11 protein-coding genes are annotated in these 13,458 nt (G+C 59.6%); 6 read left to right on the top strand and 5 right to left on the bottom strand.

Features of this window, described 5'->3' with window-relative positions:
* Window positions 1-178: 178 nt before the first annotated feature.
* The 3 genes from HMPREF2884_RS02145 to HMPREF2884_RS02135 all read left to right on the top strand — a co-directional run bounded on the left by HMPREF2884_RS02145 (window position 179) and on the right by HMPREF2884_RS02135 (window position 4,875).
* Window positions 179-1,720 (top strand): glycoside hydrolase family 32 protein, encoded by a 1,542-nt coding sequence (locus HMPREF2884_RS02145; RefSeq protein WP_070615193.1) that lies wholly within the window; start codon window positions 179-181, stop codon window positions 1,718-1,720.
* Window positions 1,721-1,959: 239 nt separating this feature from the next.
* Window positions 1,960-3,948 (top strand): PTS sucrose transporter subunit IIABC, encoded by a 1,989-nt coding sequence (locus HMPREF2884_RS02140; RefSeq protein WP_049353794.1) that lies wholly within the window; start codon window positions 1,960-1,962, stop codon window positions 3,946-3,948.
* 273 nt (window positions 3,949-4,221) lie between these two features.
* Complete coding sequence (locus HMPREF2884_RS02135) at window positions 4,222-4,875, top strand: GNAT family N-acetyltransferase (protein WP_005504890.1); 654 nt, start codon at window positions 4,222-4,224, stop codon at window positions 4,873-4,875.
* A 103-nt stretch (window positions 4,876-4,978) separates the two neighbouring features.
* Here HMPREF2884_RS02135 and HMPREF2884_RS02130 read toward each other — a convergent pair whose 3' ends face one another.
* From HMPREF2884_RS02130 to moaA, 5 genes are all read right to left on the bottom strand, one after another.
* Window positions 4,979-6,055: a LacI family DNA-binding transcriptional regulator gene (locus HMPREF2884_RS02130; RefSeq protein ID WP_070615190.1), complete on the bottom strand. Its 1,077-nt coding sequence runs from the start codon at window positions 6,053-6,055 to the stop codon at window positions 4,979-4,981.
* Between the two features lie 98 nt (window positions 6,056-6,153).
* Complete coding sequence (locus HMPREF2884_RS02125; protein ID WP_070615186.1) at window positions 6,154-7,467, bottom strand: molybdopterin molybdotransferase MoeA; 1,314 nt, start codon at window positions 7,465-7,467, stop codon at window positions 6,154-6,156.
* 137 nt (window positions 7,468-7,604) lie between these two features.
* Complete coding sequence (locus HMPREF2884_RS02120; RefSeq protein WP_070615183.1) at window positions 7,605-8,315, bottom strand: molybdenum cofactor guanylyltransferase; 711 nt, start codon at window positions 8,313-8,315, stop codon at window positions 7,605-7,607.
* Window positions 8,315-8,581 carry a MoaD/ThiS family protein gene (locus HMPREF2884_RS02115; protein WP_070615179.1) on the bottom strand — a complete coding sequence of 89 codons (267 nt, stop codon included), beginning with the start codon at window positions 8,579-8,581 and terminating at the stop codon, window positions 8,315-8,317. The genes HMPREF2884_RS02120 and HMPREF2884_RS02115 overlap by 1 nt, the downstream gene beginning before the upstream one ends.
* 129 nt (window positions 8,582-8,710) lie before the next feature.
* Complete coding sequence (gene moaA, locus HMPREF2884_RS02110) at window positions 8,711-9,922, bottom strand: GTP 3',8-cyclase MoaA (protein WP_070615176.1); 1,212 nt, start codon at window positions 9,920-9,922, stop codon at window positions 8,711-8,713.
* A 232-nt stretch (window positions 9,923-10,154) separates the two neighbouring features.
* On the opposite strand from moaA, the gene modA reads away from it, so the two are divergent.
* The 3 genes from modA (at window position 10,155) to HMPREF2884_RS02095 (ending at window position 13,371) form a co-directional block, all read left to right on the top strand.
* Window positions 10,155-10,952 carry a molybdate ABC transporter substrate-binding protein gene (modA, locus tag HMPREF2884_RS02105; RefSeq protein WP_070615173.1) on the top strand — a complete coding sequence of 266 codons (798 nt, stop codon included), beginning with the start codon at window positions 10,155-10,157 and terminating at the stop codon, window positions 10,950-10,952.
* Window positions 10,953-10,995: 43 nt separating this feature from the next.
* On the top strand, window positions 10,996-11,868 hold the full coding sequence (locus HMPREF2884_RS02100) for an ABC transporter permease (RefSeq protein WP_070615170.1): 873 nt from the start codon (window positions 10,996-10,998) through the stop codon (window positions 11,866-11,868).
* Between the two features lie 123 nt (window positions 11,869-11,991).
* The gene (locus HMPREF2884_RS02095) at window positions 11,992-13,371 is read left to right on the top strand and encodes a molybdopterin molybdotransferase MoeA (RefSeq protein WP_070615167.1); all 1,380 of its coding nucleotides are present in this window, start codon (window positions 11,992-11,994) and stop codon (window positions 13,369-13,371) included.
* The last annotated feature ends 87 nt before the right edge of the window (window positions 13,372-13,458 follow it).

The raw sequence follows: 13,458 nt of genomic DNA, 5'->3' as shown, positions 1-13,458 counted from the left end.
GGGTATGCGCTACATATTCGGCAGGTGGCGGTATAAGCCGCTGTGACCACCCTGTGCCCCGGGTGAGAGAGGCTGAGAGCACTGTGGTGCCTCTCTCCTAGAGCCCGGCAACGGGGCAGAGGTGCCGTATGATGGGATGAGACAACCCAGACATTCCTTTGCACGAAAGCGGATAGACATGAGCGAGCAGAAGAAAAAGAAGAAGAGCGCAACCGAGCGACCCGCCCGCGACTTGGCGGCTGAAGCACAGCAGGTCCTGGACGCTTTCGGTGCCGGTGTTCGTGAAGACCGCGATTACCCGGCTCTACACCTGGCGCCTCCCGTGGGCCGTCTGAATGACCCGAACGGCCTGGTCTTCGATGGTAAGCGTTATCACGCCTTCTACCAGTACTCGCCCCTGCACCCGGAGCGTATGGTCTACTGGCGCCATGCGGTCAGTGAGGACCTGACCCACTGGACCGATGAGGGTACCGCGCTGGTTCCCGATAGCCGCTACGACTCGCACGGCTGCTACTCCGGCTCCGGTATTAAGGTTCCCGGCGGTTTTGAGTTCTTCTACACCGGTAACGTGAAGGACGAAAAGGGCAACCGCGAAACCTACCAGATTCTCGCAACCGCTGGTGAGGACGCGAAGCCGACCCGTCAGCTGCCCCCGCTGATTTCCGGCCCCGCAAAGGGCTACACTGCACACTACCGCGATCCGCACGTTTTTGAGCGTAACGGCGAATGGTGGATGGTCATTGGTGCTCAGCGTGAGGATCTGACCGGCGCCGTGGTCGTGTACACCTCCGCCGACCGCCGTGAGTGGACCTTCCGCGGCGAGCTGGGCATCAAGGACAAGACCCTCAAGGGCACCTACATGTATGAGTGCCCCTCCCTGCTGAGCATGCGCGATGAGCTGACCGGCGAAATCCGCGACGTGCTGATCTTCAGTCCGCAGGGCATGGAGCCCCTCGGCGAGAAGTACAACAACATTTTCCAGAGCGGCTACATTGTCGGTTCGCTGGATAACGAGACCCTCAAGTTCACCGTGGAGACCCCCTTCACCGAGCTGGATGCAGGTTTCGAGTTCTACGCTCCGCAGACCATCTCCGGTACCGGCCTGACTGCTGACCCGAAGGCACCGCACACCGTGAGCGGCGATGCCCCGGTGATGATTGCGTGGCTGGGTAACGCAGCCCAGGACGACCTGCCCTCGTGGAGTCACCGCTGGGTGCACATGTTCACCTACCCGCGTGAGCTGCACCTGCGTAACGGCAAGATTTTCCAGCGTCCGGTTCCGCAGCTGAATGACGCGATGGAGATGAAGCCTCTGTACCGTGAGGAGGAGAAGGGCAAGCTCGTAGAGCTGAAGAACGCCCTGACCTTCCGTCTGCGCGGCCGCGTGAACGTCTCTGATGAGAGCGTGAAGCTGAAGATTAAGGACACTCACGGCGTGGCTCTGAGCATTGTGCTGGATAAGGACTTTGTGCAGATGGACCGTGGCGGTACCCGCTACACCGAGGGTGGTAGCCTGCGCCGCCGTACCCTGAAGCGTTCGAAGATTCGCGAGTTTGATCTGCTGGTGGATGGCTCGGCTACCGAACTGTACGTGGGCGGCAAGTTGGTCGCGTCCATGGGTGCTGAGGTCATGACCGCTCGTACCTTCTTCAAGGGCGATAAGCGCCGTGTCCGCCTGACCGGTGGCGAGGTGCTGTCCCTGGAGTACGGCCGTCTCTAAGCCGTTTTCTAAGCGTTAGGAGCCGCCTGCACGGGTGGTTTCTGGTAATTTCTGAATATGTCTGAGGGCTCACTTTCCGTATGGAGGGTGGGCCCTCGCTTTTAAGAACTTTCCCGTGATACCATGTTTTACATCCGATATGTCAAACGTATGACATATGCATGACATGCACACACAGACATATCTCACCTCATTCACAAAGCATCATACGGTGGTGCTCCAAACAAAGGAGAGCGAGCGTGGACCACAAGTCAGTGGCACAGCGCGTGCTGAAGGACGTCGGTGGCGCCGGCAACATCGTTGCAGCCGCACACTGCGCAACCCGCCTTCGCCTCGTCCTGAAGAACCAGGACAAGGTCGACCAGGCGGCAATCGACAACGACGAAGACCTCAAGGGCAGCTTCCTCAACGCTGGCCAGTTCCAGATCATCGTCGGCCCCGGCGACGTCAACGAGGTGCATAAGCACCTCATCGCTGCTGGCGCACCCGAGGCATCCAAGGACGAACTCAAGGAAATTGCCTCCAAGCAGGGCAACATTGTCTCCCGCTTCATCAAGACCATTGCTGACATCTTCGTGCCGCTCATCCCGGTGCTGGTCGGTGGCGGTATGCTGATGGCGCTCAATAGCCTCCTGACCTCTAAGGGTATTTTTGGCCCCCAGGCAGTTATTGAACTTTTCCCTGAGTGGGCTGACTTCGCGGATATCGTCAACCTGCTCTCCGCAGCTCCCTTCGCCTTCCTGCCCGTGCTGGTCGGCTTCTCCGCCACCAAGGTCTTCGGCGGTAACCCCTACCTGGGTATGACCATGGGTGCCGCAATGGTATCCCCGGCCCTGATGAATGGCTACAACGTCGCAGCATCCCTGGCAGGTGCTGAAGGCACCGACCCGATGAAGTACTGGAACCTCTTCGGTCTGCAGGTTCAGCAGGCGGGCTACCAGGGTACCGTGCTGCCCATCATGCTGGTCGCATTTATCCTGTCCCACGTCGAGAAGTTCTTCCACAAGGTCCTCAAGGGAACCATCGACTTCATCTTCACCCCGACCCTCACCATCCTGATCACCGGCTTCCTGACCTTCCTGTTGGTCGGACCCCCGATGTTCCAGCTGGGCACCTGGCTGGGTGAAAGCATCAACTGGCTCTACACCGTTGCCGGCCCGCTCGGCGGTCTGCTCTTCGGTACCTTCTACGCATTCATCGTGATGACCGGTATGCACCAGGCATTCCCGCCCATCGAGATGAGCCTGTGGGCTACCGGTGGTTCCTTCATCTTCGTCGTTGCCTCCATGTCTAACGTGGCTCAGGGCGGTGCCGCAGCCGGTGTCGCGCTGACCACCAAGAACAAGAAGATTAAGGGTATTGCTTCTGCAGCCGCACCCTCCGCGTTCCTGGGCATTACCGAGCCCGCAATGTTCGGTGTCAACCTGGCTCTGCGCTGGCCCTTCTACATTGCAATCGTTTCCGCGGGTATTGGTTCGATGGTTACCTCTATTCTTGGAATTAAGGCGGGTAAGCTGGGCGCTGCTGGTTACCTTGGCTTCCCCTCGATTGAAGCAACCGTTGGTGCAGGTATCCCGGGCTTCTTGGGCTGCCTCGTCCTGACCACCGTCATCGCCTTCGTTGCCTCCTTCATCTGGGGTAAGAAGGTCGAGGCAGGCAACACTGAGGAAGTTGAGGCACCCGCTGCTGCAACTCCCGTAGCAGCTGCCGCAGCCCCCTCTACTGCCGTAGCAGCTGAGGTTGGCGAGAGCGTCGAAATCGGCTCCCACATGGTCGGTTCCGTGGTTCTGCTGGCTGACGTCAAGGACCCCACCTTCTCCTCCGGCGCACTGGGTGCAGGCACTGCTGTGGAGCCCACCGAAGGTAAGCTCTACGCACCGGCTGACGGCAAGATTACCGTCGCATTCCCCACCGGCCACGCCTACGGTCTGCGAACCGAGGACGGTCTGGATTTGCTGATGCACATCGGCATGGACACTGTTGAGCTCGACGGCAAGCACTTCGAGCCCAAGGTTGCTAAGGGTGACACCGTCAAGCGCGGCGACGTGATCGCTGAGTTCGATATTCCCGCGATTAAGGCTGCTGGCTATCCGCTGGCAACCCCCATGGTGATCACCAACTCCAAGAAGGCAGCTGCTTCGGTTGAAGATGTCCAGGCTTCGGGCGCTTCTGTGACCAACGCGGATTCGCTCCTGAAGGTTGCACTGAAGGCAAAGGCTAACGCATAGTCTGCACTCTTAATGAGTAGATAACCTCAACGTGATGTGCACCCCGTACCGCTCTCCCTAGAGCTGGTGCGGGGTGTTCAATTTTTCCTGCAAGAGCGTGCAAAAAGTATGTGAATAAATATTCGCTAAAATTATGCATATTGGTGCAATATAAGCTGGCACACATTGGTGCATGGCCATGAAAAATGTCTTGATAAGGAACAATTTATTAGCCAGGAGTGAATAATCCAGCTAATATTTATGTATAGTTTCAAGCTTTTGTAAAGGGTGAATATGACCTCAGCCTCCTATACCGTCCGCACCGCCGAGTCTCATGAATATGCAGATGCGCTCGAGGTGCTGATTGCCGCATTCGACGGAGACCCCGCCATGATGGCAGTCATTGCAGGTGGTAGCCGCCGACAGGAACTTGCCAAGCTCCGCGCAATCATGACCCTGCAGGTCTACGGTAACTTCCAGGGCCGCGGACGTATCGACATTGCTATTGACAACACCACCGGAAAAATCGTGGGTGTCTGCCTCTGGAACACCCCCGAATCCCAGGAAGGTTCCTTCGCTAACGAACTCAAGCAGATTGGCGCCTACTACAAGGCGCTCGGCTGCAAGACTCTGCTGAAGGCGATCCTAATGGAGCTGCATCTGCTCAAGTACCGCCCCGCGTACAAGCACTGGTACCTCTTCAACATTGGTGTTCTCGAAGAGTATCGTAGCCGGGGCATTGGCTCCCAGCTACTCGACTACGGTACCGAACGCATTGGCGACTACCCCGCCTACCTCGAAGCATCGACCTACGACAGTGCACGCCTCTACGAGCGCCGCGGATTCTTCTCCCTCGGCCCGTTCCACGGCATCTTCTCCAAGGCGCACGCCGTCGGCATGGTCTACCCTGGAACCGGCCCGGCCGAGATTGTGCAGCGCAACTCCTAAAACTTCCGGACGCTCACAAAACCGATAAATGTATATACAAAATCCGCCCCACCGTGAGCACTCGCACGGTGGGGCGGATTTTTATCGTCAGAAGAGGAGTATCTTATTGGAGCTCGTCCGGGGCGGAGGTGTCAGGCTGAATCTGATCCAGATTCGGGATAGAACGCACCGTCGCCCCCAGATGGAGCTCAACCGGGAGTACATCCTCGGGCTGGGTAATTGGGGGAGCGGTCTTCTCTGAAGATTCCTCCTGCTGTAGCTCAATGAGCTCCAGTAGACGCTGGGCGGTACGCGCTGCCATGCCCTCAATCGGCTGAACCACGGTCGCCAACTCCGGCATGAGTAGCTGAACGCTCTGCGTGCCGTCGTAGCCAATCACCTGGAAATCCTCAGGAACACGAATAGCGCGTGCACGCGCCCAGCCCAGCGCCAACGCGGCGTAATTATCGTTGGAGGCGAAGACCGCATCCACCGGCTCCGGGCTATCGGCGCGTTCGTCGAGGTAGCGGTAGAGCACCTCACGCTTAATGCCCAGGGAGGGGCGGAAACCCAGCTCCAGGAACTCCGGCATGAGTCCGGCTTCGAGCATTGCCTCACGGTATCCGCGCTGACGCTCATTGTGCTCACCCAGGGTCGACGTCACGTGCACAATATTCTGCGCACCCGTGGCGATCAGGTGCTCCGTGGCGGCGCGAGCGCCTCCGTAGTTATCGGAACGGATATTCGGGTAAAAGCCGCTTTCGAGGCGGTCCACGGTCACCAGGGGAGCCTGGGCATGCGGAATATTCACCAGTGCGTCAGAGTGCGCGCCGCTGATAATGCCGTCCACCTGATTGGAGAAAAGCATCTCGAGGTAGCGCTTTTCCTGCTCGGGGTGATCGTCGCTATTGCAGAGAATGACCCGGTATCCGGCCTCGGCGAGGTAGCTTTCGAGTCGGTACACCATCTCCCCGTAGAAGGGGTTAGCGACCGTGGGGAAGATGAGGCCCACCATCTGCGAGCGCTGACCTTGCAGGCTACGGGCGATGGCGTTGGGCCGGTAGCCGAGTTCCCGCATTGCCTCGTGGACCTTGGTGCGGGTGCTTTCGCTCAGGTAGCCGCGGTTGTTGAGCACGCGGGAGACCGTGGTGGGGGAGACTCCCGCCAGGGCCGCAACGTCGCTGAGTTTGGGCTTAGCCACGGAGGCTCCCTTCGGTATGCTAAACGATTGACATATCTCTCTACTATACCCCGACCGCATACCGCATAAACATTCCAACGCCGGAAAATAGCGCCTTACTACAGCACCGGAATAATCGGAACCCGGGCCCCCACCTCATGAGCAGAACCCCGAACCGAAGAATCATCCAACACCGCGCAGTGAGTAGCCGCCGCCAACGACGACAGCATATGCGACGCCGACTTCGGCAGAGGATACGCCACACCATCACGCACCGACACGGGAAGCAGACGAGCCCCCGCTGGCTTACGCAAAGTATCAACAGGCTCACCCAGAACCGCAGAATCCAGCTCCGGCAGAGGCATATCCCTCATACCAGCCAAAAGCGGCGGCAAATACGAATACAGGGCAGTGTAAGCCGCCAAAGGATTACCCGGCAGACCCAGCACAAAACGCTCACGACCCGAATTCGGGCCTGTCTCCGGAACCGGCAGGCGCGCAGCCAATGCAGGGTGCCCCGGACGCACATCCACCGACTCAAACAGATACGTCGCACCCATATCGTTGAGCACCTTACGCACCAAATCAACACCCGAAGTGCTCGACCCGCCCGTAAACACCAGCACACGAGCCGTCGACGTGGACAAGAACGTGCGGAACTCAGACTCAACATCCGCCAGGCGAATCGACGGGCGCGCCTCGCAACCAGCAGAAATAATCGCATGCTCCATGAAGCCGCCAAAGGCATCACGCACCTGACCCGGCGCAGGCACACCAAAGGTAATGACCTCATTACCCGTAAACGCGCAACGCACCGGAATCGGGGCATACACCGGCAACTCATCAAAACCATTCGTGCCCAAGAATGCCGCCATACGAGCAGACACACGGTCACCGTGGCGCGCCAACAACTCGCCACGTTCCAGCTCAGCACCAGCATGGCGAATATCAGCACCCGGTGCTGGAGGCTCAAAACCCTCCGCCATATCCAGGTAATGAATGCTCGACGCAGTCTCCAAATGAGCGCTCACGCCCGGATGCGAAGAACCCTCCGCACCTTCATACAGACGCGAATGCTCCTCACGCACAATCGCCTCCGCGCCCTCCGGGATCAAGCCACCCGTCAGAATTGGGGTCGCCTCACCCGGAGCAATCGGCACCGTTAGACGGTGAATATTCGCGCGAGAATCCTCCGGGTACGCAGGAGTCACCAGACGCCACGGAGGCACACCCGCCACAGCGTAACCGTCCATCGCGGAAGAGCTGTAGTGGGGCACCGGCATCACCGAATAAATATCGGCCGCCAAATAATGGCCAATCGTCGCCAACAGCGGCAAAGATTCCGTCTTAACATGGGGCGCAACCTGCTGGCCCTCCTCATGCAGAATCTGACGGGCCTGCTGCCACGAAACAGAAGGAATATGGTGAGACATCGTACCTCGTAAAAGTGTGTGCGGGACGCGCAACAGCGCGCGAGCTCAAAAACATCGCCGGGTCGGGCGTTAAGAACTGAGACCTACCACTAGGGTACTCGTAGCTTGGCAACTAGCGCTCCCGCGCGCCTCAGATGCTAATAACTCGACCAGAGCGAAGTCGTATAGCCAAGAGCCTGCGCCTGCTCCCACGTATCAACATCGGCGGTATCAGCGGCAGACATCTCCACCGCCGCGGGGTTCAAACGGCGCAAAAAAGAACGAACAGAAGCGTCAGTCGTGCCGGTCGAAAAGACCGAACGGATCGCCTCAAAACGGTAAATACCCACCAGCGGCTGATAGATGCCCTCAGAAACACCCCAGAAACCTGCAGATGCTTCAGAATCGTTGGGCGCTTCAGAATCGGTGGGGGAGGGGGTAGCGGTCGCGGCCTGCTCGGCACCCCGCGCGGCGGTAAGTAACTGCTGAACCGCCGGAGCAATACGCGGAGTATCTACGCCTAAAATCAGGCACCAGCTCGGCAGCGGCGCCTGCGAGCGCTCGCAATCCGTCGCAATACACTCCAACCCGGCATGAATCGCAGCGGCAGGACCCGAAAACGGCGGATCCTCACGAGTGTGCAACACCCCCGACGGCAACGGCAAGCTCTCAGGACCCACCACCACGCGCGGGGACGCGCTCGCCACCGCCTCCAGGGCGCAATCCAGCAGGGTGCTCGTGCCGTCAGACAGGGACGCCTTCGGAACGTGGTTCAGGCGGCGAGAAGCGCCTCCGGCAACAACGACCGCGGCGCACGAAAAATCACCCTCAGCGGGAAGCTCAGAACCGGGCATCTTATCCGCCCGCATTATCCACCCGCAAAGGGAGGCAGAACGTCCACACGATCGGCATCCTGTAGCGGAGCCTGCGCATCAGAACGGGAGCCATTGACCAGGAACGAGCACTGCTCCATGACCTGCGCAAGAGTCAGACCCGAAGGGGTTGTACCCTCCAAACTCTGGCCCAGATGCTCAATCAGCGCGCCAAGAGTTGCAGACGGCAGCTCAGCCAGGGGCACCGACAGCTGCGCGGTACCCGCCGCAGAACGCGCGGCAGCGAAAAAATGAACCTGCATAATGCTCCTCAATCCTTGAATAAACTCTGAGCAGGGTAGCCGAAAGCCAGGGGGGCGCAAGGTACCAGTAAAAGACCTTGTCCCACGCATATTTGGCTGTATATCCGGCTAATAAATAGGGTAGCTTCCTTAGCCACCAATAGCGCTCATCGAGCGGCTCGCCTTGGCGAACTCCTCAATATCGAAGTCAGCGTCTTCCTTGCCGTGAGCGCGTGGCTTAAACCACATGCCTTCACGCCAACGCAGAGCCAGCTGCTGATCGTCAGCGCCGGAGCGCAGAAGCTGCATCAGGTCAGTCTCAGTGTCAGAGAACAAGCACGAGCGAATCTTGCCGTCCGCCGTCAGACGGGTGCGGGTGCACGCATTGCAGAACGACTCCGTCACCGAGGCGATAATGCCCACACGGCCCAGCGACTCGGTGCCGTCAGCCGGGAATCCTGCCTCATCCAGGGCAGTGCCGAGCGGGTACACCTCCCACAGCTGGGCGGGGGAGTCACCACGTGCCTCAGCCACCGAACCCAGAACGTACTCAGCCGATAGCTTCTCGCGAATCTCAGCGGCAGTAATCGTGCCCTCGCGGGTCCAACGGTTATCGGCATCCAGCGGCATCTGCTCAATAAAACGCAGCTGATAGCCACCCGCCAACGCCCAGCGCAGAAGCTCCGGAGCCTGATCATCATTCAGACCCGGCATCAGCACAGCATTAATCTTGATGGGCCACAGACCAGCCTCGGCAGCACCGTCAATACCCTTGAGCACGGCATCGAGCTTGTCGCGGCGAGCCAGAGCCGCGAAAGTCTCACGGCAAATCGTATCCAGAGAAACATTGATGCGGGTCAGACCAGCCTCCGCCAGGGCGGCGGCACGCTTCTCCAAACCAATACCGTTCGTCGTAATAGCAAGCGGAACATCCGGATGCGCCTGATGGATACGGGAAATAATGTCCACCAAATCGGCGCGCACCAGCGGCTCGCCACCGGTAAAGCGGATCTCCTCTACGCCCAGCTCAGTAATCGCAATATCGGCAAGGCGCGCAATCTCCTCGGCGGAGAGCAGATTCTCCTTGGGAAGCCACTGCAAACCATCCGCCGGCATGCAATAAATGCAACGAAGATTACATTTATCGGTCAGAGAGATGCGCAGATCCGTTGCCACGCGACCCCAACGGTCCAAGAGCGGACCGCTGTTCGTAATATTCGGGAGCTTACGCTCGACCTTTACGCCACTCTCAGATTTTTTGGGCGTAATAAAAGCAGCCCCGTTACCCTCCGCAGAAGATAAGGTGCTTAACGTTGGGCCCGCAATGAGCTCAGAAGAGGCCGAATTCGCCGTGTACGCCATGTAAAACCTATGTGGAAAATTTGCATATTTCAGGTGACAATATGATTATTCCATGTTCCGGCGCCCCGTACATAGTGTGTGCAGGGTAAGTTACAACTGCGCCACGGCAGACAACCACGACGAAGTAACGCCGCATGTACAAGCTAGGGACGTACAAGGAACGTCATACAGAGCCCGCACATGGACGCACCTCACCTTCAATAGCAGTACGAACTAACCAAGGAAATACCTCATGAAGAGCCCCCTCGCAGCCCTCAGCGCGCTCGCCGCAGCAACCCTCGCTCTCACCGGATGCGGTGCCACCCAGAGCTCCTCCTCATCTGCGGTAAGCAGCCAGGCTGCCTCCGGCAAGGTCGAAGTCTTCGCCGCAGCCTCCCTGAACAACGCAGGTGCAGACCTTGAAAAGGCATACGAAGCCGCCAACCCCGGCGTAGACGTCACCTTCGTCTACGAAGGCTCCGCAAAGCTCGTCAACCAGATTGAACAGGGCGCAACCCCCGACCTGCTCATCACCGCAGACACCAAGAACATGGACAAAGCAAAGAAGCTCGACCAGTTCTCCGACTCCAAAACCAACGTTCTGGTCACCAACAAGCTCGTGCTCGTCACCGCCGAAGGCAACCCCGGCAAGATCAACAGCCTCGACGACCTCAAGACCACCGACGGCGTCGTCGCAGTCTGCAAAGAAGACGTCCCCTGCGGTACCATCGCTCACCAGGAACTGAAGAAGCACGACATTACCCTCAAGAACGCAACCACCGAAAGCAAGGTCACCGACGTAGCAACCAAGGTCACCACCGGTAACGCCGATGCGGGCTTCATCTACACCACCGACCTCGCCGCCGCCAAGAAGAAGGGTGTCAACCTCGGCTCCGTCGAGCTGACCGATGTGGAACGCAACGAATACCCCGCAGCGCTCAGCAAGACCGGCTCTTCCTCCGAAACCGCGAAGAAGTTCAACGAATGGCTGAAGAACTCCGACGAAGCGAAGAAAATCCTCACCGAGTACGGCTTCAACACCGCACAGTAATTCAGCACCGCCACAGTAGGGAACAACCCGCGTCTCATCACCCATGACAGACACTACCGCTACCCGCCACAACGCCGGAACCTCACGCACACCCGGAAGTAGCCTCTTCGCCTCCGTGCCCGTGCTCTTCCTGGTTCCGGCGTCGCTGGGTATTTTCCTCATTGCCGGACCCCTCCTCGGGCTCTTCCTCAACATCCCCTGGAACCAGCTCGGCAGCATCTTCACCCCGCAGGTGCTTGGGGCGGCAAACCTCTCCCTCAGCACCGCCGCCGCCTCCACCCTCATCTGCGGGCTTCTCGGTGCACCCCTGGCGCTCGTGCTCTCCAAAGTGCTCAACCGCTCGCGGCTACACCGATTCGGATCAGTTCTCTACGCCATCATCTACACCCCGGTGATTCTCTCCCCGGTCGTCTCCGGACTCGGTCTGCTCTTCTTCTGGGGACGCAAAGGCATGATCGGCACCTACCTCTACCAGGCAGGAATCTCCATCCCCTTCACCCCCAACGCGGTGATTATCGCCCAGGTCTTCGTCGCCCTACCCTTCTTCGTTGCCACCGCGGTCACCACCCTGCAGGCTATTCCCCGCGAATACGAAGAAATCGCCCTCGTCGAAGGCGCTAAACCCGCAGAAATCACCTTCAAAGTGCTCCTGCCCCTCGCCGCGCCCGGCCTCGCCACCGCCTTCCTGCTCTCCTTCGCCCGCGCCCTCGGCGAATACGGCGCAACCGTCACCTTCGCCGGCAACGTGCAAGGCAAAACCCAAACCATACCCCTCGCCATCGACCTAGCCATCAACAGCAGCGACATCCCCAGCGCCCTCGGAAGCGCCCTGATTCTCATCAGCCTCTACCTAGGAATCTTCGGGGTCCTCGGCCTAATCCGCGCCCTCAAAAAACTACGCGAAAGCACCCGATAAGCCACCCCTCCGCTCACCCCACCCACACCTGGTATACAGAGAGCCTTAGGACAAGCTCCATTTACCAGCCCGCAAACACACACCTACACTAGTCATAACCGCCGCCGCACGATTGGAACCTCCATGATTTCCCCCGAATTCAACGGAACCCCCAGCACCGAAGAATACCGCGCCTACCTGGCGTTACTGCTACGCGAAGTCTTCATCGGCACAGCAGAAACGGTTCCCCTCTACCACGCGGCAGGACGCATCCTCGCCCAAGACGTCACCGCACGCATGGACGTACCCAGCTTCGACAACTCCCAAATGGACGGCTACGCCCTCACCGCCGAAGCTGCAGAACGCGAAGACCGCATCTTCACCGTCGGACGTGAAATCCCCGCAGGCCGCCCCCTGCAGCGTTCCCGCTCCTCCGACGACCTGACCTACCCCATCATGACCGGCGCGCCCATGCCCAAGGGCTACGATGCCGTTATTCCCGTCGAACAGTCCGAACGCATCGAATACCCCGACCTGCCCGAATCCTTCGGCCGCCCCAGCGAAAAGGTCAAACTTGCCCCCGGCAAGCCCGGGCAGTTCGTGCGCCGCCGCGGTGAAGACGTCGTCACCGGTCAGGTCCTCGCACGCGCCGGTGAACGCGTCACCCCCGCTCTGCTCGGTGCGCTCGCATCCCAGGGCTATGCCCGCTTGACCGTCGCGGCAGGTCCCCGCGTGCTCGTCTGCACCGGCGGCGACGAGATCCTCTCCGGTGTTGAAGAAGACGGCAGCGCCACCACCCAGGAACTCGGCCAGGGCCAGATTTTTGACGCCAACGGCCCCATGCTCACCGCCATGCTCCGCGAAGACGGAGCGGAGGTGCGGCGTATCGCTATCGGTGACGATCCTATCGAGCTACTGCACCGCCTCACGGCAGAATACGAGAGCTTCAAACCGGACATCATCATCACCTCGGGCGGTATCAGCCACGGTAAATACGAGGTGGTCCGCAACGCCATCGCCAAGGCGCACGAAGCCGATATTCTGGTGCCCGTCTCCTGGTTTGGCCACGTCAGCCAGCAGCCTGGCGGCCCCCAGGGCGTGAACCTGCTCGACTTCAAGGGCCACCGCGTGCCCATGATTTCCTTCCCCGGCAACCCGGTGAGCACCCTCATCTCGTACGCGCTGATTCTGCGCCCCTACCTGCGAGCCGGCGGCCCCTACGGTGTGCCCCACGCGGTTGCCTCTGAACAGGCAACCCTGAACAACGCACCCCGAGGCGTGCTCATCACCGACACCCCGCTTACCGCACCGGCGACCAAGCGCCAGTTCTTGCGCGGCACCCTCGCCATGGTCGAGGTGGAACCCGGAACCTACCGGGTGGAGCTCTACCCGGACATCCTCTCAGGCTCGCACCTGCTGCACCGCGCCGCCCAGGCGGATGTGCTCATCGAGCTGGCACCCGGAACCACCTACACCGGGGGAGAGGCGGTACACTACCACCGCATTCGCCTCACCGATAACTAAACGAAACGCCCCGCATTGTTCCTTGTCCGATAGACAAGGAATAATTGAGACTCACACTAAGTAACGATTCGCGGCAGAAGAATACCG

This window comes from Rothia sp. HMSC073B08 (assembly GCF_001812975.1).
GTDB classification, from domain to species: Bacteria; Actinomycetota; Actinomycetes; order Actinomycetales; family Micrococcaceae; genus Rothia; species Rothia mucilaginosa.
This window is presented reverse-complemented; position numbering and strand designations above follow the sequence as displayed.

Bases quoted from the DNA above. Each gene is read 5' to 3' on its own strand.
- HMPREF2884_RS02125 (WP_070615186.1), bottom strand. From the start codon at position 7,467: ATGTCTCACCATATTCCTTCTGTTTCGTGGCAGCAGGCCCGTCAGATT.
- modA (WP_070615173.1), top strand. From the start codon at position 10,155: ATGAAGAGCCCCCTCGCAGCCCTCAGCGCGCTCGCCGCAGCAACCCTC.
- HMPREF2884_RS02120 (WP_070615183.1), bottom strand. From the start codon at position 8,315: ATGCGGGCGGATAAGATGCCCGGTTCTGAGCTTCCCGCTGAGGGTGAT.
- HMPREF2884_RS02095 (WP_070615167.1), top strand. From the start codon at position 11,992: ATGATTTCCCCCGAATTCAACGGAACCCCCAGCACCGAAGAATACCGC.
- moaA (WP_070615176.1), bottom strand. From the start codon at position 9,922: ATGGCGTACACGGCGAATTCGGCCTCTTCTGAGCTCATTGCGGGCCCA.
- HMPREF2884_RS02145 (WP_070615193.1), top strand. From the start codon at position 179: ATGAGCGAGCAGAAGAAAAAGAAGAAGAGCGCAACCGAGCGACCCGCC.
- HMPREF2884_RS02100 (WP_070615170.1), top strand. From the start codon at position 10,996: ATGACAGACACTACCGCTACCCGCCACAACGCCGGAACCTCACGCACA.
- HMPREF2884_RS02135 (WP_005504890.1), top strand. From the start codon at position 4,222: ATGACCTCAGCCTCCTATACCGTCCGCACCGCCGAGTCTCATGAATAT.
- HMPREF2884_RS02115 (WP_070615179.1), bottom strand. From the start codon at position 8,581: ATGCAGGTTCATTTTTTCGCTGCCGCGCGTTCTGCGGCGGGTACCGCG.